This window comes from Aeribacillus sp. JST-2, from assembly GCF_056032925.1.
Genome location: NZ_JBVVUU010000011.1, coordinates 83,764 through 106,603, shown reverse-complemented (window position 1 = coordinate 106,603; position 22,840 = coordinate 83,764). Strand labels below are relative to the sequence as shown.

The window sequence follows — 22,840 nt, the reverse complement described above, 5'->3', positions numbered from 1 at the left end:
ACCTTTAGACCCAGTTTATTACATGTACCAATACTGGGTTTCTTCAGTATTGCCTTTTTTCGGATCATCGGACAAGGGAATTTCCAATTTCTATGATTATTCACCTTGACATATTACCGCAGGACTTTCCTATGTTTCGAATAGCTTTATTATAGTTCGGAGAAACAAAAAAAAACAATGCCGAAACATTGTTTAAAAGCCTAATTGATTTAATTTTTTCACAAGTTTTCGAAATGTTTGCTCGTCATGATGGTCTAAAGCCTCGTCAATTTGCCGGAAAAGTTTTTCTTTTTGAAATTTCTTTATCGCTTCATCCAATATTTTTTCCGCCATCAGCCGGTCTTTTTCATTTCCTTGCAAATGTTTAGGAATATACGGATTTTCCACTAAAACTGCTGCATATTCAGGCGATTGATACTGTGACCGGAAATTTAATTGAATATACAGATCTTCATCTTTGTTGAGGCGAATGTCATGAAACGATTTTTCCGCGTCGGTGGTCATGATGTTCTCTTTATAGAAGCGGAACGGCACCTCATCCACACAATGCGTGGACATGATGATTCCCCTCGGACAAAATTGCGCTTGTTCCACAAAATGCACTTTTTCCATCAATGTGTCATGGCTCATTAAATAATTTAAAATCCAAACGCATTCCCTTCTTTTTAATTGATAATGATTTAAAAACCAGCGGATAAATTCTTTTTTTTCATCAACAGAAACAGGGGCTGACATTCTCCATCCCTCCTCTGCTCTATAGGGTTTATTCATCAAATTCAACAAACATTCGTTCAAATCCTTCCGATTATATTGGTAAATTGTCATCCAATTCAAGCAGGATATTCTCATATTCAGTATTGGCCGGATCTTTTTCAAGCGCTTTTTCAAACAGTTCTTTCGCCCTTTTTCGATCACCTTCTTCAAGCAAAAAATAAGCAAACTCCTCTAAAAACTCTTGGTCGCTTTTGAGAAAATTATATGCATTTTCATAATGGTTTAATGCGTCTTCATATTGCTCCAACTGATGATAGGCTTTCGCCAAATAAAAATCAAATTCCGGCGCATATTCCTCATTGTTTTCAATGATGTCGGTGAGCAGTTCTACAATTTCGGCATATTTTCCGACAGAATGCCAAACGCTTGCCAACGTAATAACCGCTTCGACATAGCCAGGATCAAGAACCAAAGCTTCTTTTAACAACTTTTCTGCTGTTGGAACATCTCCCAGTTTTAAGGCAATCTTGCCTCCGGATACATATAGCTCCTTATGAAACGGGTCTTGTTTTAAGCCTTCTTGAACGGCCGCAAAGCTCTCATCGAGCATCTCTTCTTGTTCATAACATTTTGCAAGATTTAAATAAAGCGATTGATAGCTTGGGTCTTGTTCTTTCACCCGTTCGAACTGTTGAATGGCTGTTTTTGTATAGCCTGCCGCAAGAGCTGTGCATCCATAAGCAAAAAGTGTGTCCGGATTTTCCGTTTCAGCAGCTTTTTCATAATAGTGGAGCGCTTCTTCAAAATGGCCGCTGGCACTTAAAGCCTCAGCCATTCGGTTGTAAAGATTCACGGTCATCAGTTCTTCATGATCCTTGAGGACTTCTTCATAATAATCAATCGCTTGATGGTATTTTCCGATGTGAAAATAAAATTCAGCCAATGCAAAATCAATCACTTTTTCATCAGGAAGCATTCGTTTCGCTTCTTTCAGTTTTTGTTCACTAACCTCATACAGCCCTTCCAGCTGATACAAATCGGCTAAAAGAATGAGCGCTTGAGGATATGCTTCATCTTCTTCATCGATTGTATTCAATATTTCCATCGCCCGATCTTCTTCATTTAAATCGATGAGGATTTCAGCATATAGCAAGGAAACTGCCGACTCGTCACGGTATACTTCCCTTAACTGCTCGAGCAGCTTCAACGCCTCGTCTGTTCTTCCCCATTGGTAATAGGTTTCCGCCAGCTGAAATTTTTCTTCATCATTCAATGTTTTTTCAATTTTGGCAAGTTTTTTCAGCCCTTCATCTGTCTGCCCGTTTTCCACTAAAAAAATGGCTTCGTTTAGTTCTTTATTCAAGTTCAACGACCCCTTCATTCAAAAAATGTGGAACTGAATTGATTTTAAACCTTCCCGGAGCGGTTAAACGGATCTCCTTTCCGGCTCCAGGGCGAAAGAAAATACGTTCCCCTGCTTTCAAGACAATTCCGTTATGAACGATCACTTCAGGATTATGATTATCATAATCCAGTTGGCCGTTTTTCTCAACTAAATCGATCAGAGGAAATAAGTTATAATCGACATTGCTGCCGCATAAAATCTCACAGCGCAAAGGATACAGGCCGATTTTCATTAAGGCATCCTTTTCAAGCGGTTCGCCGTCTTTCGGACATTCTTTTACGGATGGCAATTTGTATCGCTCGACAATATTCAACCATTTCAATTGCAGATGTTTTTGAACGAATGAGTCTTTTGCAGAAAAATGAGGAAAAATCGGGGTTTGAACGGGAAATAGCGCCTCTCGAACCCATTCCCAAACGACTTTTTCAAATTCATCCTCTTTTTTTATATCGACGATGATGAGCGGTATGTTTCTCCGCTTAAGCATTCTGACCAGCGGCGGGTTAAGCCGTTTCAAAGGGACTTTGGCAGCAAAGCTGTAATCGATTGAAGAATTCATCATAATTTTTCGAATCAATCTTTCCTTTTCGTTCCATTCCCGTTCGCAGGAAAGATCGACGGCGGCGATTAAAAACGTACAGCCTTTTAAAATTAAATGCTTTAAATATTTTTTGAATGTTTGGCAATCATGCAAATGCTGAACAGTTTGGTCAATCATGGCAAATCCGGGCGTCATTAAATAGGCCGACAAATCCATTTTCATAAAGCGAAACTTGTCCAAATTATTTTCTATAAAACGAAATGTGCTTCCTTGGATGAGAATTGAACATTTGACAACTTTATTGTTTTCCAAAAGATTTATTTTGTCAATGATATAGGCCATCCTATCCCTTCCCTTTGCTTGCTCTTTAAGACAAGCTATGAGGAAGCCTAAAAAAATATGACAAAACCACCTGAAAAAATTCAGATGGTTTTGCTTAACCGTTCTAAATGATCAAAAAATGTCGGATAAGAGACCGCAACCGCTTCATGCTGCTCTAACTCGATCGGCTCTTCACAAATCGCACCCGCAATGGCAAGCATCATGCCGATCCGATGATCACCGTGGCTGGAAACGGTTGTACCGCCCTTCAGTTTCGTTTTGCCGTGAATGATCATACCGTCATCTGTCGGTTCAATGTTTGCTCCAAGTTTTTTCAACTCGCCTACAACTGTGTCAATCCGGTTCGTTTCCTTTACTTTTAATTCTTCCGCATCCTTAATAACCGTTGTCCCCTCCGCTTGAGTGGCCAGAAGGGCAATAATCGGAATTTCATCAATTAACCGCGGAATAAGCTCCCCTGATATTTCCGTTCCTTTCAAATCTGATGTGCCGATCATAATATCTGCGATCGGTTCAGCCGTGTCTAATGCTTTAGCCAGTTCTATTTTTGCCCCCATGTTTTCCAAGACATCTAAAATCCCTGTTCTCGTCGGATTCACCCCGACATTTTTCAACTGAATGGAACTGTTTGGAACGATTGCGCCTGCAATAAGAAAGAACGCAGCCGATGAAATATCTCCGGGAACATAAATATTCGCTCCTGTTAGCTTTTGCCCGCCAGCAACAGAAACGGCCAAACCTTCCGTTTTCACCTCGACACCAAAAGCTGACAAAAGCCGTTCAGTATGATCTCTTGATTTATACGGCTCCTCAACCGTTGTCGTTCCCTCGGCCTGCAAACCTGCAAGCAGGATGGATGACTTCACCTGTGCGCTTGCAACGGGCGACTTGTAGTAAATCCCCTTTAAATTCCCGCCCCGTATCGCAATAGGGGTAAAAGAACCGTTTCCCCGCCCGTCGATATGAGCTCCCATTTGCTTTAAAGGGCGCGTTACGCGATCCATCGGTCTTTTCGCAATCGACTCATCACCAATGATGCATGCATGAAACGGACGCCCTGCTAAAATGCCGAGCATGAGGCGGGTCGTTGTTCCAGAATTCCCTACATTTAGAAAATTGACGGGTTCTTTTAATCCGGTTAAGCCTTTCCCTTCAATGGTTACGTTTGTGCCTTCCTGCTTAATCGAAACGCCCATTTCTTTAAAGCATGAGATGGTGCTTAAACAATCCTCGCCAACTAAAAAATTTTGCACTGTCGTCGTTCCTTCAGCGATGGCGCCAAACATAACCGATCTGTGGGAAATTGATTTATCGCCAGGCACTTCCAGCGTGCCTTTCAATGAATGTTTTTTCGAGAGAACAAGTCCTTTGCTCACTACGTGCCACCTCTTTCTACAAAATATAAGTTTCATAATTTGTCCAATCGTCAATGCATCGTTTCGCTTTCATTCGATCCTCATCCGTTTGAAAGCTAAGTTGTAAAACGCCAAGAATTTCTTCACGCGTTTCTAAAATGCGAATATTTGTAATGCTGATGTTGTGTTTTGCCAAATAGCCGGTAATTTCGGAAACGACCCCTGGATAATCCGGCACATCAACATAAAGGTCATAAAAGGCGGGGATAGCTCCTTTCTGTTTTTCCGGCAATCCGTCTCGATACGTTTTCGCCTTCAAAAAATATGTATAAAGTTCATCTTTGTCCATTTTTTCAATAAATTGTTTCAGTTCCCGCATGTCTTCGATCCATTCATCAAATAATTGGATCAGCACATCCCGATTATGGACAATAATATCGCGCCACATGACAGGATTGCTCGAGGCAATGCGTGTTATATCCCGGAATCCTCCTGCTGCAAGACGTTTAATGATCGGAAACATTGTTTCTTTCTTTTCCGCTTGATGGACAAGGCCCGCTGCAACCAAATGCGGAAAATGGCTGATGACGCCTGTGATACAATCGTGTTGAAGAGGATCCATCACAATAAATTGCGCTTTTGTTCCTTTTAATAGCTTCTGCAGCTTTTCAAGTTTTTCAGATTGTTCCTGTTCGCCGGGCGTTAAAATATAAAAAGCATTTTCAAATAAATGAGGTTTTGCCGCAATGACTCCTGATTTATGTGAACCTGCCATCGGGTGCCCGCCGATAAATGTTACATATTTTGGCAAAGACTTGCTGGCATGGTCGACAATTTTTTTCTTCGTGCTGCCAACATCCGTGATGATCACACCATGTTTTAACCGGAGCTTCCCCAGGTAAGTCAAAATCTCCAATGTTTGTTCGACAGGCGTTGAAATGATGATGACATCCGCCGATTCGGCACCTTCTTGAATGGACTGTGCCGCTTGATCGATAACCCCTAATTTTTTTGCCACTTGCATTTGATCATGATTGATATCGTAGCCAATTAATTGCAGCGCTGCATGCTCTTTTTTGATCGCAAGTGAAATCGAACCGCCGATCAAACCGAGGCCAATGACAAATACTTGATCCACAAAAACCACCTATTCCCTGTATTTGGTAAAAAAAGAGGTGAACGATCACCTCTTTTACATTAAAGCAATTCTTTTAAAACTTCAATCAGTTCTCCATTTTGTTCTTTGGAACCGACAGTAATTCTTAGAGCGGTCGGAAATCCGAGCGCTTTTCCGGAACGGACGATAAATCCTTTTTCGAGCAGCTGTCTAAACAGCGCATCCGCATCCCGCTTGAAATCTATTAATATAAAATTTGTTTGCGAAGGGAAATAACGTAGATTATGCTGTTCACAAAAATCATAATATTGTTCTAATCCTTCCCGGTTCAGCTTTCGGCAAGTTTCAATAAAGGATTGGTCTTGAAGCGCTGCAATCGCCGCTTTTTGACCGAGCCTGTTTGTGTTGAACGGTTCCCTGGCCGGCTCGATCGAACGGATGAACTCTTCGCTGCCGATTCCGTAGCCAACACGCAATGAGGCAAGCCCGTATGCTTTCGAAAAAGTGCGCAAAACCAAGAGGTTCGGGAATTGATCCAATAGGGAAACGGAATTAGGAAAATCTTCCGCTGCCACATATTCGTAATACGCTTCATCCAACACAACGAGAACATTTTTTGGCACCTTTTTTAAAAAGTTTATTAATTCTTGTTCGTTTATATAAACACCTGTTGGATTATTTGGATTGCATACCCACACGATTTTCGTGTTGGAATCAATCGCTTCGGCCATCTTATCCAAATGATGGCGGCCATCGACGAGTTCAATTTCACGCACTTCAGCTTTTTCAATCACAGCATTATGACGGTATTGCGAAAAGGTCGGCGCAGCCATCACCGTATTCGTCCCTTCTTTCAATAGAGACCGGGAGATGATTTGAATGATGTTGTCTGAACCGTTTCCGAAAATAAGCTGAGTTTCTTTCACACCAACATGTTTTGCCACTTGTTTCCGAAGTTCTGCGCTGTAACCGTCGGGATATAAGGCGAGATGATTCAATTCATCCCGAATCGCTTGCTTGGCTTTTTCCGAACAGCCATAAGGATTTTCATTTGAAGCAAGTTTGATTACTTTCGTGAGGCCAAATTGCTCCATGACTTCCTCAATCGGTTTTCCCGGCTCATAAGGTTTCAATGACTTCAACTGTTCCTTTACTTCCACCTAAAACACCTCTTTCATTACATTAATGGAGTAAATCAGCAATGAAGTCTTCAAATTCCTCCAGCCCTTTTTGTTTTGTTTCCGGGTTGGTAAGAAGCGGCTCCAGCTTTTCAATTTGGCGGATGATGGCACTGCCGATGATAACCCCATCACTCAGCTCGGAAAATTTTTTTACGTGCTCATTTGTCGAAATACCGAATCCGACGGCAACTGGAACAGAGGCATATTGTTTTACTTGTCGCAAAAAATCTTGGATATGTTCATCAAATGATTGCCGCTCGCCTGTCACTCCCAATGACGAAACACAATATAGAAAGCCTGACGCGTTTTCCGCAATTTTTTTCACACGGGCTTGTGAGGTAGGTGCAACCATAGAAATGAAATAAATTCCATGTTCTTCACATTTTTTTCGCAGTTCTTCGCTTTCTTCAAACGGCAGATCAGGAATGAGAAGGCCTTCAATTTGATTTTTCTCCATTAAAGCAAAAAAGTGATTTTCTCCTAATTGTAGCACAGGATTGTAATAAGTAAAGAGAATGATTGGAATTTTTAATCCCCGCTTTTTCATTTTAAAAGCTAATTCCATCGTCTTTTCAATATTCATTCCGTTTTTTCTCGCTCTGATGGACGCCCGCTGAATGACAGGTCCGTCAGCGAGCGGATCGGAATAAGGAACGCCGAGTTCAATGGAATCAGCACCGCATTTTTCAAGAGAAAGCGCCAGTTCAATCGACGCTTCTTCATTCGGATCGCCTGCTGTGATAAAAGGAATGAAAAGCTTGTCAACCTTTCGAAACATGCTCTTTTTACCGCTCACCATCCGCTCCTCCTTTCGCTTTCATCAATGTGTGAACATCTTTATCGCCTCTGCCGGACAAACAGATCAACACCGCTTCTTTTTCCGATAATTCTCCGGCAATTTCAATCCCTTTTGCTACAGCATGAGCGGATTCAATGGCTGCCAAAATCCCCTCCGTTCTTGCCAGCATTTCAAGAGCTGCTAGCGCTTCTTCGTCCGTCACTTGTTCATATTGAACTCGCCCGATTTTTGCCAAATAGGCATGTTCAGGACCGACACCGGGATAGTCGAGCCCGGCCGAAATCGAATACGGTTCGACAATTTCCCCGTATTCGTTTTGCAAAAGATACGTCATCGACCCGTGGATGACCCCTTTTGAGCCTTTCGTAATCGTTGCGGCATGTTCCCCTGTATCGATTCCTTTACCTCCCGCTTCGACACCGACCAGCTTGACATCATCATTCAAAAATGCCGTAAACATTCCAATGGCATTGCTTCCGCCGCCAACGCAGGCAACGACCGCATCGGGAAGCTTGCCCATTTCGTTTTCAAACTGGCGTTTCGCTTCATCGCCGATGATCCGCTGAAATTCCCTAACCATCAACGGATAAGGATGCGGGCCTACGGCAGATCCCATTAAATAAAAATGGTCGTTACAATGCTGAACCCAATAGCGTATCGCTTCATTCACCGCATCTTTTAACGTTTTGTTGCCGCTTGTTACCGGAACAACCTCGGCTCCAAGCAGCTGCATTCTGAAAACGTTCAGCCGCTGTCTTTCAATATCTTCTTCCCCCATAAAGACCTTGCATTCCATGCCGAATTTGGCAGCAACCGTTGCCGATGCAACACCGTGCTGTCCGGCGCCCGTTTCGGCAATCAGTTTCGATTTTCCCATTTTTTTGGCAAGCAAAGCTTGACCGATGGCGTTGTTGATTTTATGGGCTCCTGTATGGTTCAAATCTTCCCGTTTCAAATAAATTTTGGCCCCGCCGACCAGCTTTGTCAGCCGATCGGCAAATGTCAAAGCGGTCGGCCTTCCCGAATATTTTTTTAGCAATTGATGATATTCTGCTAGAAAGGAAGAATCATGCAATGCCTCTTGTAATGCCTCTTCCAATTCATACAAAGGCTGCATTAATGTTTCCGGAACATATTTTCCGCCAAACTCGCCAAATCTGCCAAATTCATCTGGATAACCTGTCATACCCTTTCACCTTCTCTATCAGTTTTGCAATTTTCTCTTCGTCTTTTTTGCCATCCGTTTCTACACCGCTTGCAATATCAAGAAAGTCAGCTCCTTTTGCGAGCAGGTCTGTTACGTTTTCCGGTGTTATTCCGCCTGCAATAAAACAAAGCTTTTGATGATCTTTCGCCCAATTCGTATATTTGCCCACATCGCTCCAATCAAAGGGTATGCCTGTGCCGCCCCACATTCCTTTCACTCGGCTGTCAATCACGTACCCGTCGACAAATGGCGCATATTTTTCCATTTCAGCAATAATTTGTTCATGATGATGTAGAGCTTTCCAAACATTTCGACCAAATGTTTCTTTAACTTTTTGAACAAATTGGACATTTTCATCTCCGTGCAACTGTATGCAGTCCAGTGGAACGATTTTTAACACTTCTTTCAGCGATTGAATGGTTGGCCGAACGAAGACTCCGACAAGTTTTGGAAGCTTCCTCTCTGAAAAAAATTTCATCCAGCTGCCCACTTCTTCCGCTTTGACTTGCCGCTTGCTTTCGGCTGCAAAAATAAAGCCGATATAATCGGCTCCTTGATTCATGGAAGCTGTTACATCTTCCAACGTGCGATTGCCGCAAATTTTGACCAGTTTCACGTTATGCTCTCCCCAAACAACTCTAAAATTCCTTTTCCCGGATCTTCCTTCCGCATGAGCGATTCACCGACCAATACCGCCTTTGCACCATACTTATGGACTGTTTCTAAGTCTTCGATGGTACCAATGCCGCTTTCGCTGACGAGCAAAGTTTCTTTCGGCACATGTTTTTGAATGTTTTCCAAATGTTTTACGTCTGTGCGAAATGTCGTTAAATCTCTGTTATTGACGCCTAATAAATCCGGGACAAAGACATCGAGGATCCGTTCAAGCGTCTCGGTCGAATGAACTTCCACCAAAACATCCAGCTCCAATCCTTTTGCTTCGTCCCATAGCTTTTTTAATTTTTTTGACGGAAGAACTTCCCCAATCAATAATACAGCATCCGCACCGATCCACTTTGATTCATAAACTTGTTTTTCGTCTATGATAAAATCTTTTCGCAAGACAGGCAAATGAACGTTTTTCTTGATTTCAGTCAAATACGCTGTCGATCCTTGGAAAAATTTTTGGTCAGTCAAGACTGATAAACAGTCCGCCTTTTTCTCCTCGTATTTTTTCGCAATCTCAACAGGGTGGAAATCTTCCCGAATGACTCCTTTTGAAGGAGATGCTTTCTTCACTTCGGCAATGAGTCCGACGAAGCGATTCGGATTTTTTAAAGCATCGAGAAACGGCCTTTTCTCAAATGACGATCGTTCGATTTTCTTGAGATCCAGTTCTTTCACTTCTTGTTCTTTTGCATGGATTATCACATCAAGCATAGCTTTCTTCCTTTCGAACCATCAATCTTTTCAACTGGCGATAAGCAGTTCCATCCTCAATCGCTTTTGCTGCCATTTCAACGCCTTTCTGCAAATCTTCAGCTTTTCCAGCGATATAAAGCGCTGCTGCAGAGTTTAGCACAACAATATTTTTCACGCTGTCTTGCCGCTTGTTTTGGAGCACCTCTTCTATCATTTTAGCACTTTCTTGAACATTTGAAACTTGAATGTCTGCAAGACGACCCCGTTCAAAACCGAATTGCTCTGGACTTATTTTATATTTTGCAATCGTTCCGTCCTTCAGTTCAATAATGTTTGTTTCAGCACTGATCGATATTTCGTCTAAACCATCCTCACTGGTGACAAACAACACATGTTCAGATCCGAATCGTTTGAGTGTCTCAGCCATTTTTTCGGCATGATTCAAAGAAGAAACTCCAATGACCTGTCTTTTCGCATTTGCCGGGTTGGCGAGCGGACCGAGAAAATTAAAAATCGTTCTGAATCCGACTTCTTGTCTCGCTTTTGCCACATGCTTCATGGAAGAATGATAAAGCGGAGCAAACAGGAAACTCATATTCGTTTCTTCCAGCGCCCTTTTTGCTTCTTCCGGAGTGGTTTGAATCGGAATTTGCAAATATTCCAGAACATCTGCGCTTCCGCTTTTTGATGAAACAGCGCGATTCCCATGTTTCGCCACTTTTACCCCCAATGAGGAAGCTAAAATTGCGGAGGCCGTCGAGATATTGAAGGTTGATGCCCCATCCCCGCCAGTGCCGCATGTGTCAATGGCATGTTCAAATCCCGCGAGCTGAGTCATGTTTTCCTTCATTGCCTTTGCAAATCCCGCCATTTCATCGACCGTTTCTCCCCGAAATCTCAAGATGGTGATTAAACTGGCAATTTGGCTGTCGGAAACTTTTCCTTCCATGATGTCTTTCATAACGCTTTCTGCTTCCGATTCTGAAAGTGTGCGGCCTTCAATGCATTTTTGCAATATTTCTTTCATTGTTATTCCCCCCAATAACTGAAAATAGTTGTTCTGCTAATTGAATCGTTTGAATGAGCGCGCTGGCTTTGTTCCTCGTCTCCTCCCATTCACGCTCGGGAACGGAATCAGCAACAATTCCTGCTCCTGCTTGAACAAAGGCTTTATTGCCTTGCAGTTGAATCGTCCGAATGGCAATGCACGAATCAATGCTCCCATCAAAACTGATGTAGGCTACTGCTCCGGCATAGCTGCTTCTGGCAGTGGGCTCTAATTCATGAATGATTTCCATCGCCCGCACTTTCGGCGCACCTGACACGGTACCTGCTGGAAAAGCGGAAATGAGTGCATCGATCGGATGGACATTTTCTGCTAGTTCTCCTGTCACCTTCGAGATTAGATGAATGACGTGGGAAAAATAAGCAGCATCCAATAATACCGGCGTGTTCACCGTACCGTATTCGGCAACTCTGCCTATATCATTCCGTGCTAAATCGACTAACATATAATGTTCAGCAAGCTCTTTTTCATCTTGAAGCAATTGTTGGACAATCTGCTCATCTTCCTCTTTTGATTTGCCTCGTTTCCTTGTTCCGGCAATCGGGTGAATTTCCAAAAAGCGATCGCGGACGTGGATCAATCGTTCAGGGGAGCTGCCTATTAACTCCCGATCGGACAATCTAATGTAAAACAAATACGGCGAAGGATTAATGATTCGCAAAATTCTATACAACTGAAGTCCGTTTACTGACACCTCTTTTTCAAACCGCTGGGAAAGAACTCCTTGAAAAATATCTCCGGAACGGATATATTCTTTTACTTTTTCAACATGATCGATAAACCTCTCTTTTGAATAATTCGATTGCACGCCCGCAAACGAAACTTGCTCCATTTCGGATGGAACGAAAATATGCTCCTCCGACTTTGTGTTTATCAATTCATGGCGATACCGCCTAATCGATCTTTTGCCTTTTTCATACATCTCCTTGAGGGTTTGTTCATCTTCCTCTCCTGTCATTTCGATGTAATGGATAAATGAAAGCAGGCTTTCCTTATGGCTGAAAGCGATGATGGTTTGGCAAATAACGAGTTCACAAACAGATTCAGCCGCGTTTTTCTGACGATGAACTGGAACCTTTTCAAATAAACTGACGGCATCATAATCGATTCTGCCAACGGCTCCTCCGGCAAACGGAACATCGATCTCAACTTTTTTTGCTTTTAATCTTTCCGTCATCCTTTGAAACAAGGAAGATAACGATGCATCTTGATCCAATACCCGTTTTTCCGTGCTTTGGAGTTCAAATACTCCCTTCGTTTCACGGATAAAATACATTGGATCAAGACCAATAAAAGAGTAATTCGACCAATTCGATTCTTTATCATTGCTTTCAAGAATGAATAGCGCATCTTTGTGCAGCGTTTGAAAAATTTGAATCGGCGTCAGCATATCAACATGATATTGTTCAATGATTGGAACGGTCTTATAGCTGCGGCAATCCTGTAAAAAATCTTGAAATGAAGTTTCCATTGAAGCGCTCACTCCTCCAATTTGTTTGGAGAATGAGTCGATCGAGGATATATCTTGAGGAAAAAGGCATTCGGCTTATAAAAAAAGCCCAAAAACGCTAAACGTTTTTGGGCAGTCGTCCTTCATAAATAAAAAACCTTTCGCACAAATACATGCCTCGACTCATTCTCAACTGCCCTGAACTTAACTCTGCTAATCTAGCTCAAAAAACTTCTTATAGGTCATAATAAAAAAATCAATCTTCTTTGTCAATAAGATCCGGCCTTAAATTTTTCGCCTTTTCCATATAAACGTGGCGAATCTCCTTCTGGGACCGTGTTGTATTAATATGCATCATGACGCGGACACATTTTTCAAGCGATCCTTCAACGGCCATTTCCTGCATGCATGTAACAGGTACATATGTCCATCCGTCAATTTTTCTTAGCGCTTTTGCCGGAAAACAAGCATTTAAATCATTTGTCGCTGAAATAAAGACGGAAGCTACTTGGTCTGGATCAATATCGTTCTTGCGGATCATTTCTCTTAAAAGTCTTTCCGTGTTTTGGATGATCTGTTCCTCGTTATTCTCTGCAACCGTAATGGCACCTCTAACTCCTCTTATCAACCCTACCCCTCCGTTTTCCACTCGTTGAGGAGAGAAATAAGCGTCCCTCTGTTAAACGGTTTTAAGACAGGCTTTCCGATTTCCTCAAGCAAAACCATGCGAATTTGGTTATGTAACGTTTTTTTGTCATGTTTCATTCGATTTATTAGCGCTTTTGGATCCATGTTTTCTTCCATTTTGACAGGGAAGCCGATTTGTTCAAACCATTTTTTTACTGTTTCATAATGAAAACTGCGGTTAAATGTTCGTTCGCTTACCCATAGAGCAAACAACATGCCGCAAGCAACGGCATCCCCATGAGAAATCTTTCCATAGCCAAGCTCAGCTTCCAAAGCGTGGCCAAGCGTATGCCCAAAATTTAGAAACGCTCGTTTTCCCGTTTCTTTTTCATCCTCCGCAACAACGGCCGCTTTGACTTCGATCCCCTTCTGGATAAACCATAAAAGCTGTTGATCGGTTATTTCGTCTAAATGGCGTATATCTGCCATCAGTTGTTCAACAAAAGATTTGTCCTGGATAAAACCGTGCTTGACCACTTCCGCAAAACCTGACCGGACTTCCAACTGAGGGAGCGTTTTTAAAAACTCTGTATCATAAATGATTGCGTGCGGCTGATGAAAAGCGCCGATCATGTTTTTTCCAAGCGGATGGTTGATGGCAACTTTTCCGCCGACCGCACTGTCATGAGCCAAAAGGGTTGTCGGCACTTGGATAAAGGGAATCCCCCTCATAAACGTTGCGGCGACAAATCCAGCTAAATCTCCGACAACGCCGCCGCCAAACGCAACGACAACCGATTCCCTGTCCATGTTGTTTTCCAGCGCAAAAGTCAAACAGGCATAGTATGTTTCAAATGATTTCGATGCTTCGCCGCTTGGCACAACATATGTCAATACGTCGACATTCAATTTTTTCAGCACTTTTTCCAGTTTGTTTCCATACAGATCATAGACAGTCCGATCCGTCATGATTAAGATCTTGGACGGTTTTTCCAAAACTTGCTTTAACAAATCGTCCATATGGCCGCTGATCCCGCTTCCCAAAAAGACAGGATATGACCTGCTTTTCGTTTGTATCATGATCTGTTTCATTAAAATTCCCTCGCAAACTTTTTCATTCGTTCGACATTCTCGCGGATGAGATCCATCCGGTCTGCACCGAATTGTTCAACAACGGCATTGGCCACTTCCCATGCAACGACTGCCTCAGCGACAACGCTTGCCGCCGGAACAGCGCAGCTGTCAGAACGTTCAATGCTTGCCGAAAACGGCTCTTTTGTGTCAATATTGACGCTTTGAAGCGGTTTGTACAAAGTTGGGATCGGCTTCATCACTCCTCTGACAACAATCGGCATTCCTGTTGTCATTCCGCCTTCAAATCCGCCTAAATTATTCGTTTTGCGGTAAAAACCCTTTTCTTCGCTCCAAAGAATTTCATCGTGAACCTCGCTGCCGAATTTTCGTCCCGCTTCAAAGCCGAGTCCGAATTCAACGCCTTTAAAAGCGTTGATGCTCACGATTGCTTGAGCGATTTTCGCATCCAGCTTTTTATCCCAATGGACATAGCTCCCAACGCCCGGCGGCAATCCTTCGACAATGACTTCCACTATGCCGCCGATCGAATCGCCATTTTTTTTCGCATCATCGATCGCTTTCATCATTTTTTCAGCCGCTTCTTCATCCAAACAGCGCACAGGCGACTGTTCTGTTTTTTCTTTTAATTCATGAATGGAAGAATAGCTCGTTTTTTGCGCGCGAATGCCACCGATTTCTAAAACATGTCCGCCAACTTGAATGCCAAGTTCGGATAAAATTTTTTTTGCGACCGCCCCTGCCGCCACTCTTACGGTTGTTTCACGGGCTGAAGACCGTTCCAGCACATTGCGCATATCGCGGTGTCCATATTTAATGGCTCCTACTAAATCCGCATGTCCCGGGCGCGGTCTGGTAATTTTCCTCTTCATTTCTGATTTTTCCTCTTCGGAAATCGGTTCCGATCCCATAATTTTCGTCCAATGTTTAAAATCTTTATTCTCTACAACGAGGGCTATTGGCGACCCGAGCGTTTCACCATGGCGCACTCCGCCTACTATCTGCACCTGATCTTTTTCAATTTGCATTCTTCGACCGCGTCCATAGCCTTTTTGCCTTCTTGCCAATTCGACATTGATGTCTTCTTTTGTTAAGGGAAGCCCCGCCGGAACTCCTTCAATAATCGTTGTCAATTGTGGACCGTGGGATTCCCCAGCTGTTAAATACCTCATTCAGTCTACTCCTTCCCTTTGGCACTTTAACGCTTTTACGTAACTATACCATAAGATGATTTTTTTGAATAGAAAGTTTTTTCTTTAAGGCTGTATCCGTTTATAAAAAAACGTCTCCGCCGCCTTTAATCCATAATTCTCAGGCGAAAATATTTGTTCCGTGCTGCCGACAAACAACACCCCATGCTGTGATAAAGAATCGCTAAATTTTTTGTAAAGCTCTTTTTTGGCCTCTTCTGTAAAATAAATCAAAACATTGCGGCAAATAATTAAATCGAAATCCTTTTCAAAAGGATCTGACAGCAAATTATGTTTTTTGAAAACAACCGCTCGTTTAATTTCGTCTTTGACTTTAAAGAATGATGTTTCTTCCTGCAAAAAGTAAGCTGACTTGTAATCATTCGGCACTTCTTTTAAAGAGCGTTCCGGATATATGCCTGTTTTTGCTGTTTCAATCGCTTTTTCATCAATATCCGTAGCCAAAATATAAGCGTGATCAAGTAGTTTATGTTTCGCCAAAATCATCGCGATTGTATAAGGCTCTTCACCAGTGGAACAGGCGGCGCTCCAAACTCTTAACCGCTTATTTTTTTTGACCAGTTCAGGCAGTATGACCCTTTCAAGCACGTTCCAGCGTTGATAGTTCCGAAAAAATTCCGACACATTGATCGTCATTCGTTCCAAAAATAAACGGTATATTTGATTGTCCTGCAACATCCCTAAGTAAAATTCGCGAAATGAACGAAATCCTTTTTTTTCGTACAATGTTTTTAATCTTCGTTTCATTTGTGCTTCTTTGTATAAAGAAAGATCAATTCCACTCTTTTTTTTCACATTTTCAATAAATTCCATATAATCTTTGTCCGTCACTTTTTACCTTCCCCTATAAATTCATTTAGAAAACCCTAATCAAATCTGTGTTTGATTAGGGTTCATGAATTAATTAATAAATCCATTTATCAATTGCCCGGTTATATTCCACGAGTTCTTCAGGCTTAAAAAACAATTGAATTTCACGCTCTGCGCTTGCAGGAGAGTCTGAGCCATGAATGACGTTTTTGCCAACAGACATCCCAAAATCTCCCCGAATCGTTCCCGGAAGAGCTTCCTTCGGGTTTGTTTTGCCCATCATTTGCCGTGTTATTTCAATGGCGTTTTCACCTTGCCAAACCATTGCAAAAACCGGTCCTGATGTAATGAATTGCACCAATTCATCATAAAATGCTTTGCCTTTATGTTCTTGATAATGCTGCTCCGCCAATTGAGCCGGAATTTTCATCAACTTTGCCCCAATTAGCTTCAACCCTTTTTTTTCAAAACGGGATACGATTTCACCGATGACTTGTCTCTCGACTCCGTCTGGTTTTACCATCAAAAACGTTTTTTCCATCCACCATTCACCTCTGAACGACAATTATGTATCGGTTCTCAAAGAAAATAGTAACATTATTAAAGCGGTTACGCAATTTAAAATTTCCTTTTTCCAATATACTTTGCAATCTGATGCAGCGCTGTCCGCGCTTTTCCCCGCGGCAAATCTTCTAATATATCAAAACTTTTCTGCAAATAGCGGTTGCTGATCTCCACTGATCGCTCGATTGCTCCCGAAGCTCTAATTTCTTCAATAATCGGTTTAATTTCTTCAGAAGTTGTCTCGCTGTTGATGGACATTATTTTTTTTCTTAAATCAGGGTTTTCCATTGAAAACAAAACCGGCAACGTGATGTTTCCTTGCAGCAAATCGCTGCCAACCGGTTTGCCAAGCTGTTCTTCCGTCGAGGTGAAATCTAAAATATCATCAATGATTTGATAAGAAAGACCGACATTATAGCCGTACAAAAAAAGGCGTTTAAAAATGTACTCCGGAGCGCCTGCAGCCAGAGCGCCTAATTGGCAGCTGGCGGCTATTAATAATGCTGTTTTTCGTTTGATTCTTTTTACATATGTTCGATAAGACTGTTGATAATTGTATTTATCTCGAATTTGTTCGATTTCGCCTAAACACACTTCGATTAACGTTTTGGAAAGAACTTGATGAATCAACGGATTTTCCATTTTAGTAATAATTTCTAAAGATCGGGCAAATAAATAATCCCCGACATACATCGCGATGCGATTATCCCATTTTGACTTTACCGTCAGTTCCCCTCTCCTTAGCTCGGCATCATCCACAACATCATCATGAACGAGCGAAGCGCTGTGGATCAATTCCAAAGCGACGGCAACATGTTTAATATGATCAATATCATAATGGCCGAACATGCTTGAAAGCAACACAAAAACAGGGCGAATTCGTTTTCCCCCTGCTCGAAAAAGATGGGTTCCAGCATCACGAATTAACGGATCATTCGATTGGACGGTTGATAATAATTCGTTTTCAACGATTTCAAGATCCTTTGACAAAAAAGAATACAATGCCGTTAACTTCATTTATGTCACCTTTTTTTCTATTTCGGTTTATAGCCTAAATGCATAGCAGCCACACCGCCTGTAAACGGTTTTGCTTCGACACCCACAAATCCCGTTTCTTCGAACATTTTTTTCAATTCTTTCATTCCCGGAAAAGTACGCGCTGATTCTTGCAGCCATGAATATTCTTCATAGCTTTTGGCAAAGATCTTTCCAAACAGCGGCATAATGTAGCGAAAATAAACATAATACAGTTGTTTAAAGCCAATGAGCGTAGGCTGCGATGTCTCCAAACAAACGACCATTCCCCCTGGTTTGAGCACACGGTACATTTCCGATAATACTTGCATATAATCCGGCACATTCCTTAGACCAAATCCGATTGTTACATAATCAAATTCATCATCTGCAAACGGCAATTCCATCGCATTGCCATGGACGAACGTAATATTGGAAAGGCCTGCTTCCCGCACTTTTTTCTCCCCAATGCTTAACATGTTTTTGCTAAAATCAAGTCCGATGACGGATCCGTCTGCACCGACGGCCTTGCCGAGTGCAATTGTCCAATCGCCTGTTCCGCAGCATACATCAAGGGCGCGGGAGCTTTTTTTTACGTTCATGCGCTTCATCGTTTCCCTTCGCCAAGCAATATGGCGCTTAAAGCTGATCACAGAATTCATACGGTCATAATTATGGTAAATTTTTTCAAACACGCGGTGCACTCGTTCTTCTTTCGACTGCTGCATTCCTTATCCTTCCTCTGCTATCATATGTGTAATTTGAAGGGCACGAATCCGATCCATAATAAACTCCCTGATTGCCGGCGAATATTTTAAACTTTTATCCAATAATTTATTGATTTCATTAAAATAATGATTGCAACATTCAATGAAAGAGCCGATCAAGTCGATCGGACCTTTTGTTTTTTTTGAATAGTACTGCGATAAAATCGATGATTGGCTGCCTCGGTCAAACTTGTTTTTTTCCTCGCAAAGCCGCTTGTAAGCCAAATAAGATTTCGAAATTTCCGGCCATGTTTCAATTCGAAAATGATTGCCGAGGCGTTGGAACAATGCTGTTTCCACAATGATCAGGCTGTCGATCATCTCATCAACAGATTGATAACTCTTGTTGTAAAGGAAAATTTTTTGCTCGTTGATCTCTCTGATGGCTGTTGCCAATGTGTTGACTAATTTTACATTGTTCATATGCGATAGAATGTAATAATAAAGTCCGCTGTAATAATCCCCCGCAATGACATTTAATTGCCTTTCCACAAACAGGTTCCGGCTGCCGGTTTCCACATTGGAAACCAAATCATGGGTATCAAGGGCTGTTTGGACAAGCATAGCTGTTAAAACGTATTTTTCTTTTTCATCACTTGATATTCCAGCTTCTTCGAATAGCGCATAAAATAAAAACAATTTATCTTCATCAATGACAGGTTTTTGAATATATTGCTCTAATATAGGATGTGAACAATAATCTTCCAATGATCGTTTGAAATGCTCCAGTTGTTGAGAAATTTCTTTCATAGCACCACCCTTGTCCCCAACCTTTCAGGCTGATTAACTAGCAGTTATAAATTATATTATATCATAACATTTTTTCTGAATTCATTATAAGTTGTCAAAAACAAAAGCAGGGAATTCCTGCTTACTTCCTCGTGTCGCTTTCAATTTCTCCATTGCTCGTTTGAATGATCGCCTTTCCCCTTACTTTAATAGCCGATGTGTGTTCCGTAAATTGCGCGATCATCACTTCCCCTTTATCCAGTTTTTCTGAATGGTGAAACCGTGTATCAGATCCGCGAGTTAATCCGATTACATTGACACCGTCTTCCAAGGCTTTAATGACGACATAATCGCTTTGCAGCTGATTCATCACTTAAACACCTACCTGCCATTTACTGATTTATTAGTGATAACACTTCATTTCTGGCGGCTGCATCACGTAAAAAACAGCCCCGAACGGAAGATGTAACGGTTTTGGAACCAGGTTTTTTAACGCCCCGCATGGTCATGCACATATGCTCCGCTTCCACAATCACCATGACGCCATGTGGATCCAATGATTCAACGATGCTGTCGGCAATCGTCGATGTAATCCGTTCTTGCAGCTGCGGTCTTCTTGCAACAGCTTCCACAGCCCTAGCCAACTTGCTTAAACCTGTGACTTTTCCGCCTTTAGGTATGTATGCGACATGAGCCTTTCCAAAGAATGGAACAAGATGATGTTCGCACATTGAATAAAACGGTATATCCTTTACGAGAACAAGTTCTTCATGATCTTCACCGAAAACGGTTTGAAAATATTCTTTTGGATCTTGTCGCATTCCTGAAAAAACTTCTTCATACATTTTTGCGACACGTTTCGGAGTATCTACTAATCCTTCTCTGTTCGGGTCTTCCCCAATTGCCTCAAGAATCAATCGTACTGCATGCTCAATTTGTTTTTTATTTATTTCATTTGCCATAAATCGGTTCCTCCTATACAGACCAACACTTATTCCGATTTTAACACAAGTATTTCATGGAAAGCAAAAAATAAACGAATGACGTATGTGTCAAGTTTTTCTCGAGAGTGTGGTTAGCCCAAGGGTTTAGGCACTCTCTTTTTGTACGCTGTTTCTTGCTGCGGCGCTAACGCTTGGTTCCCTGTCAGTTCTCATCACGTTCTGACGAACCTGCCGAAAACAAGGTTAGGTGGATTTAACGAAAACTCTTCACTAACTGCCCAATGGCGGCAGAAAGGCGAATCGTATTGTTTTTCAAGCCAATGGAGGGACGAGCCTTTTCACGCAAAATCTGTGCCAGCTTGATGGCCTTCTTTCCTTCACGCTGCTTTCGGACACTGCGGTGTTGGTGTTTGAGATACACTTCTCGTAATGTGATATTGAGAATCCCTTGTTTCACCTTGACCATAGCCTCACCGCCTTCGGTACTCCAATGCATGCCACGCTTTTTCATGCGAAATGAAATATGGCGCTGATTGGATTCCATCTTTCCAAAGTTCCGCACATTCTTTGGAAGATGTTCGACCCGTTCCCACCAATCCAAAATACGCTCCCAATTGACCAAGAGATAGTATCCCACATATGGAGAAATTAGCGGCTTCTAACTTACCAAAACGTAAGAGAGTGATGGCGGATGCATGATATGGCAGTGAAGAAACTATGTATATGCGGTGGGGGATGGGAAAGATCCTCGGTTTGAGTTTCTGATTCCTTATGAGAGCTATGGAAAAGAACAAACACGTAAATACTAAAAAGGCCAAAAACTGGATCTATTGTGAAGGATGATTGTTTTATTTGCCCGAATGGAAGGAGAGGATCATTTATAAAATACCAGTACAAAAAGAATCCGTTGGCTATGAGCAAGCTTCAACATATACGAAGGTGAAGATTGTACAGATTGCCCATTGAAAACGCAACCGGCAAGTTCACTGGAATACGATTTTCGAAGAAATGAAAGCAAAGGCAAAAACGCCCTTGAATGCGAGGAGAAAGCTGCGATCTACTCTCAACGTAAAGTTGAAGCAGAAAGTGTGTTCGGTCACATCGAGCGCAATCGATGTTTCCGCAGATTTTCATTGCGGGGTCTCGACAAGGTAAACGTTGAGTTTGGAATTGTGGCTGTAGCCCACAACAACTGAAAAGTAGCCGGCATCCGACAGCTGCTTTCAGAGAAAATACGAAAAAACACAAAGGCAAGTGGAGAAAAACTGATCGTTTTTCCCCACTTGCTCATTTTTTGGGACTAATCAGACAGCCCCTTCTGTGAAGAAATGCAGCATATGTAGTGCTGTCCATTCCTTTACTCAATTTTTACTTTCCAGCTACTGCGTCTTTCAAAGCTTTGCCAGGCTTGAAAGCAGGCACTTTGCTCGCTGGTATTTCAATTTCTTCACCAGTTTGTGGATTACGTCCTTTTCGTGCAGCACGTTCACGAACTTCAAAGTTACCAAAACCGATGAGTTGAACTTTGTCACCTTTTTTCAAAGATTCTAAAATTGTATCAAAAACAGCATCAACAGCTTTTGTTGCGTCTTTTTTAGATAACTCGCTTGCTTCAGCAACAGCATTGATTAATTCTGTCTTGTTCATCATGTTTCACCTCCTCCCAAAAAATCTCAGCATAAATACAGTCTATATACATTTCTTCACAGTTTTCAAGAAGTCTATACATATTCGGATATGAAAATTGGTGACTAGCTTATCATAAATGAAAAAGGTGCTTCATTTCAATATTTTTCTTCAACTTTTAAGGTACCTCAAGCCTATTAAGAGAAGATTTTCTGTAAAAAGATTATCATAACAATAATGGCAGAATCAAGCACAATTCTATTAAATCGACCGATTTTCTTATATGGAATTTTACCGATGAAAAAAACAAAAAAGGGAGACCGCCAATTAGCCTTCCCCCAATAGATTAAAAACGGAGTTCCCACATGTTGCCGTCTTCAAAGCGGTAAATTTTTTTTCTGGATTTATGCTTTGTATCTTTTCGTTCTCTGCTTCTATGTCTGCTGCTTCTGCATGAATGCATGCTGCTTCTCCTTCTGTGCGTATCCTTTGTGCAATGACTTCTTTTCCCGCTTGATCTGCTTCTGCACGTACACTTGCTGCTTCTCTTTCTTCCGCTCCTTCTGTGCGTATCCTTTGTGCAATGGCTTCTTTTCCAGCTTGATCTGCTTCTGCACGTACACTTGCTGCTTCTTTTTCTTCCGCTCCTTTTGTGCGTATCCTTTGTGCAATGGCTTCTTTTCCAGCTTGATCTGCTTCTGCATGTATGCTTGCTGCTTCTTTTTCTTCCGCTCCTTTTGTGCGTATCCTTTGTGCAATGGCTTCTTTTTCCACTTGATCTGCTTCTGCACGTACACTTGCTGCTTCTTTTTCTTCCGCTCCTTTTGTGTGAATCCTTGCTATGGCTTCTTTTCCCGCTTGATCTGCTTCTGCATGAACGGCTGCCTCCATGATGTTTTCTTGAATCGCCTGTTTTT

The 22,840-nt window shown here is 42.0% G+C and carries 25 protein-coding genes and 1 pseudogene; 1 reads left to right on the top strand and 25 read right to left on the bottom strand.

The annotated features are described in order from the left end of the window. Nucleotides 1-192: 192 nt before the first annotated feature. The 23 genes and pseudogenes from AC0KTX_RS08360 to AC0KTX_RS08250 all read right to left on the bottom strand — a co-directional run. Nucleotides 193-735 (bottom strand): ReoY family proteolytic degradation factor, encoded by a 543-nt coding sequence (locus AC0KTX_RS08360; protein WP_474251756.1) that lies wholly within the window; start codon nucleotides 733-735, stop codon nucleotides 193-195. A 70-nt stretch (nucleotides 736-805) separates the two neighbouring features. Further along, nucleotides 806-2,077 (bottom strand): tetratricopeptide repeat protein, encoded by a 1,272-nt coding sequence (locus AC0KTX_RS08355; protein WP_474251755.1) that lies wholly within the window; start codon nucleotides 2,075-2,077, stop codon nucleotides 806-808. Beyond that, nucleotides 2,070-3,002, bottom strand: coding sequence for a hypothetical protein (locus AC0KTX_RS08350; protein ID WP_474251754.1), 933 nt, complete (start codon nucleotides 3,000-3,002; stop codon nucleotides 2,070-2,072). Before AC0KTX_RS08350 ends, AC0KTX_RS08355 begins: the two co-directional genes overlap by 8 nt. Nucleotides 3,003-3,082: 80 nt before the next feature. Continuing rightward, the gene (aroA, locus tag AC0KTX_RS08345) at nucleotides 3,083-4,378 is read right to left on the bottom strand and encodes a 3-phosphoshikimate 1-carboxyvinyltransferase (RefSeq protein WP_474251753.1); all 1,296 of its coding nucleotides are present in this window, start codon (nucleotides 4,376-4,378) and stop codon (nucleotides 3,083-3,085) included. A 16-nt stretch (nucleotides 4,379-4,394) separates the two neighbouring features. After that, nucleotides 4,395-5,495, bottom strand: a complete 1,101-nt coding sequence (locus AC0KTX_RS08340) for a prephenate dehydrogenase (protein ID WP_474251752.1) — start codon at nucleotides 5,493-5,495, stop codon at nucleotides 4,395-4,397. 59 nt (nucleotides 5,496-5,554) lie between these two features. Further along, a complete protein-coding gene (gene hisC / locus AC0KTX_RS08335; RefSeq protein WP_474251751.1) occupies nucleotides 5,555-6,634 on the bottom strand; it encodes a histidinol-phosphate transaminase in 1,080 nt (359 codons plus the stop codon). A 22-nt stretch (nucleotides 6,635-6,656) separates the two neighbouring features. Beyond that, nucleotides 6,657-7,433, bottom strand: coding sequence for a tryptophan synthase subunit alpha (trpA, locus tag AC0KTX_RS08330; RefSeq protein WP_474251764.1), 777 nt, complete (start codon nucleotides 7,431-7,433; stop codon nucleotides 6,657-6,659). Between the two features lie 7 nt (nucleotides 7,434-7,440). Then, the gene (gene trpB / locus AC0KTX_RS08325; protein ID WP_474251750.1) at nucleotides 7,441-8,640 is read right to left on the bottom strand and encodes a tryptophan synthase subunit beta; all 1,200 of its coding nucleotides are present in this window, start codon (nucleotides 8,638-8,640) and stop codon (nucleotides 7,441-7,443) included. After that, nucleotides 8,621-9,277 carry a phosphoribosylanthranilate isomerase gene (locus AC0KTX_RS08320; protein ID WP_474251749.1) on the bottom strand — a complete coding sequence of 219 codons (657 nt, stop codon included), beginning with the start codon at nucleotides 9,275-9,277 and terminating at the stop codon, nucleotides 8,621-8,623. The genes trpB and AC0KTX_RS08320 overlap by 20 nt, the downstream gene beginning before the upstream one ends. Beyond that, nucleotides 9,274-10,041: an indole-3-glycerol phosphate synthase TrpC gene (gene trpC / locus AC0KTX_RS08315; protein ID WP_474251748.1), complete on the bottom strand. Its 768-nt coding sequence runs from the start codon at nucleotides 10,039-10,041 to the stop codon at nucleotides 9,274-9,276. The genes AC0KTX_RS08320 and trpC overlap by 4 nt, the downstream gene beginning before the upstream one ends. Further along, on the bottom strand, nucleotides 10,034-11,050 hold the full coding sequence (gene trpD, locus AC0KTX_RS08310; RefSeq protein WP_474251747.1) for an anthranilate phosphoribosyltransferase: 1,017 nt from the start codon (nucleotides 11,048-11,050) through the stop codon (nucleotides 10,034-10,036). Before trpD ends, trpC begins: the two co-directional genes overlap by 8 nt. Further along, a complete protein-coding gene (gene trpE, locus AC0KTX_RS08305) occupies nucleotides 11,022-12,560 on the bottom strand; it encodes an anthranilate synthase component I (protein ID WP_474251746.1) in 1,539 nt (512 codons plus the stop codon). The genes trpD and trpE overlap by 29 nt, the downstream gene beginning before the upstream one ends. A gap of 235 nt (nucleotides 12,561-12,795) precedes the next feature. Continuing rightward, the gene (aroH, locus tag AC0KTX_RS08300; protein WP_474251745.1) at nucleotides 12,796-13,167 is read right to left on the bottom strand and encodes a chorismate mutase; all 372 of its coding nucleotides are present in this window, start codon (nucleotides 13,165-13,167) and stop codon (nucleotides 12,796-12,798) included. A 2-nt stretch (nucleotides 13,168-13,169) separates the two neighbouring features. Next, nucleotides 13,170-14,258 carry a 3-dehydroquinate synthase gene (aroB, locus tag AC0KTX_RS08295; protein ID WP_474251744.1) on the bottom strand — a complete coding sequence of 363 codons (1,089 nt, stop codon included), beginning with the start codon at nucleotides 14,256-14,258 and terminating at the stop codon, nucleotides 13,170-13,172. Next, complete coding sequence (gene aroC / locus AC0KTX_RS08290) at nucleotides 14,258-15,430, bottom strand: chorismate synthase (RefSeq protein ID WP_474251743.1); 1,173 nt, start codon at nucleotides 15,428-15,430, stop codon at nucleotides 14,258-14,260. The genes aroB and aroC overlap by 1 nt, the downstream gene beginning before the upstream one ends. 84 nt (nucleotides 15,431-15,514) lie before the next feature. After that, nucleotides 15,515-16,282, bottom strand: a complete 768-nt coding sequence (locus AC0KTX_RS08285) for a CheR family methyltransferase (protein WP_474251763.1) — start codon at nucleotides 16,280-16,282, stop codon at nucleotides 15,515-15,517. Between the two features lie 91 nt (nucleotides 16,283-16,373). Beyond that, nucleotides 16,374-16,820, bottom strand: coding sequence for a nucleoside-diphosphate kinase (ndk, locus tag AC0KTX_RS08280; protein WP_474251742.1), 447 nt, complete (start codon nucleotides 16,818-16,820; stop codon nucleotides 16,374-16,376). A 77-nt stretch (nucleotides 16,821-16,897) separates the two neighbouring features. Then, nucleotides 16,898-17,860: a heptaprenyl diphosphate synthase component II gene (gene hepT / locus AC0KTX_RS08275; protein ID WP_474251741.1), complete on the bottom strand. Its 963-nt coding sequence runs from the start codon at nucleotides 17,858-17,860 to the stop codon at nucleotides 16,898-16,900. 17 nt (nucleotides 17,861-17,877) lie between these two features. Continuing rightward, nucleotides 17,878-18,585, bottom strand: coding sequence for a demethylmenaquinone methyltransferase (locus AC0KTX_RS08270; RefSeq protein ID WP_474251740.1), 708 nt, complete (start codon nucleotides 18,583-18,585; stop codon nucleotides 17,878-17,880). A gap of 3 nt (nucleotides 18,586-18,588) precedes the next feature. Beyond that, nucleotides 18,589-19,374, bottom strand: a complete 786-nt coding sequence (locus tag AC0KTX_RS08265; RefSeq protein ID WP_474251739.1) for a heptaprenyl diphosphate synthase component 1 — start codon at nucleotides 19,372-19,374, stop codon at nucleotides 18,589-18,591. Nucleotides 19,375-19,495: 121 nt separating this feature from the next. After that, nucleotides 19,496-19,723: a trp RNA-binding attenuation protein MtrB gene (gene mtrB, locus AC0KTX_RS08260; RefSeq protein WP_474251738.1), complete on the bottom strand. Its 228-nt coding sequence runs from the start codon at nucleotides 19,721-19,723 to the stop codon at nucleotides 19,496-19,498. 22 nt (nucleotides 19,724-19,745) lie between these two features. Continuing rightward, entirely contained in the window at nucleotides 19,746-20,315 is a 570-nt protein-coding gene (gene folE, locus AC0KTX_RS08255) for a GTP cyclohydrolase I FolE (protein ID WP_474251737.1), read from the bottom strand. Nucleotides 20,316-20,550: 235 nt separating this feature from the next. Then, nucleotides 20,551-20,925 (bottom strand): annotated as a pseudogene (locus AC0KTX_RS08250) (ISLre2 family transposase); the annotation flags it as partial. Nucleotides 20,926-21,226: 301 nt separating this feature from the next. Between AC0KTX_RS08250 and AC0KTX_RS08245 the strand changes: the two are divergent. Next, entirely contained in the window at nucleotides 21,227-21,493 is a 267-nt protein-coding gene (locus AC0KTX_RS08245) for a transposase (protein WP_474251762.1), read from the top strand. Nucleotides 21,494-21,665: 172 nt separating this feature from the next. On the opposite strand, the gene AC0KTX_RS08240 is transcribed toward AC0KTX_RS08245, so the two are convergent. Then, nucleotides 21,666-21,944 carry an HU family DNA-binding protein gene (locus AC0KTX_RS08240; RefSeq protein ID WP_474251736.1) on the bottom strand — a complete coding sequence of 93 codons (279 nt, stop codon included), beginning with the start codon at nucleotides 21,942-21,944 and terminating at the stop codon, nucleotides 21,666-21,668. A 306-nt stretch (nucleotides 21,945-22,250) separates the two neighbouring features. Further along, entirely contained in the window at nucleotides 22,251-22,814 is a 564-nt protein-coding gene (locus AC0KTX_RS08235) for a hypothetical protein (protein ID WP_474251735.1), read from the bottom strand. Between the last annotated feature and the right edge of the window lie 26 nt (nucleotides 22,815-22,840).

Bases quoted from the DNA above. Each gene is read 5' to 3' on its own strand.
- hepT (WP_474251741.1), bottom strand. From the start codon at position 17,860: ATGAAGTTAACGGCATTGTATTCTTTTTTGTCAAAGGATCTTGAAATC.
- trpA (WP_474251764.1), bottom strand. From the start codon at position 7,433: ATGTTTCGAAAGGTTGACAAGCTTTTCATTCCTTTTATCACAGCAGGC.
- trpB (WP_474251750.1), bottom strand. From the start codon at position 8,640: ATGACAGGTTATCCAGATGAATTTGGCAGATTTGGCGAGTTTGGCGGA.
- aroB (WP_474251744.1), bottom strand. From the start codon at position 14,258: ATGAAACAGATCATGATACAAACGAAAAGCAGGTCATATCCTGTCTTT.
- AC0KTX_RS08360 (WP_474251756.1), bottom strand. From the start codon at position 735: ATGTCAGCCCCTGTTTCTGTTGATGAAAAAAAAGAATTTATCCGCTGG.
- trpD (WP_474251747.1), bottom strand. From the start codon at position 11,050: ATGAAAGAAATATTGCAAAAATGCATTGAAGGCCGCACACTTTCAGAA.
- folE (WP_474251737.1), bottom strand. From the start codon at position 20,315: ATGGCAAATGAAATAAATAAAAAACAAATTGAGCATGCAGTACGATTG.
- trpC (WP_474251748.1), bottom strand. From the start codon at position 10,041: ATGCTTGATGTGATAATCCATGCAAAAGAACAAGAAGTGAAAGAACTG.
- AC0KTX_RS08240 (WP_474251736.1), bottom strand. From the start codon at position 21,944: ATGAACAAGACAGAATTAATCAATGCTGTTGCTGAAGCAAGCGAGTTA.
- aroC (WP_474251743.1), bottom strand. From the start codon at position 15,430: ATGAGGTATTTAACAGCTGGGGAATCCCACGGTCCACAATTGACAACG.
- AC0KTX_RS08235 (WP_474251735.1), bottom strand. From the start codon at position 22,814: ATGGAGGCAGCCGTTCATGCAGAAGCAGATCAAGCGGGAAAAGAAGCC.
- AC0KTX_RS08285 (WP_474251763.1), bottom strand. From the start codon at position 16,282: ATGGAATTTATTGAAAATGTGAAAAAAAAGAGTGGAATTGATCTTTCT.
- mtrB (WP_474251738.1), bottom strand. From the start codon at position 19,723: ATGAATCAGCTGCAAAGCGATTATGTCGTCATTAAAGCCTTGGAAGAC.
- AC0KTX_RS08350 (WP_474251754.1), bottom strand. From the start codon at position 3,002: ATGGCCTATATCATTGACAAAATAAATCTTTTGGAAAACAATAAAGTT.
- trpE (WP_474251746.1), bottom strand. From the start codon at position 12,560: ATGGAAACTTCATTTCAAGATTTTTTACAGGATTGCCGCAGCTATAAG.
- AC0KTX_RS08265 (WP_474251739.1), bottom strand. From the start codon at position 19,374: ATGAAAGAAATTTCTCAACAACTGGAGCATTTCAAACGATCATTGGAA.
- ndk (WP_474251742.1), bottom strand. From the start codon at position 16,820: ATGGAAAAAACGTTTTTGATGGTAAAACCAGACGGAGTCGAGAGACAA.
- AC0KTX_RS08270 (WP_474251740.1), bottom strand. From the start codon at position 18,585: ATGCAGCAGTCGAAAGAAGAACGAGTGCACCGCGTGTTTGAAAAAATT.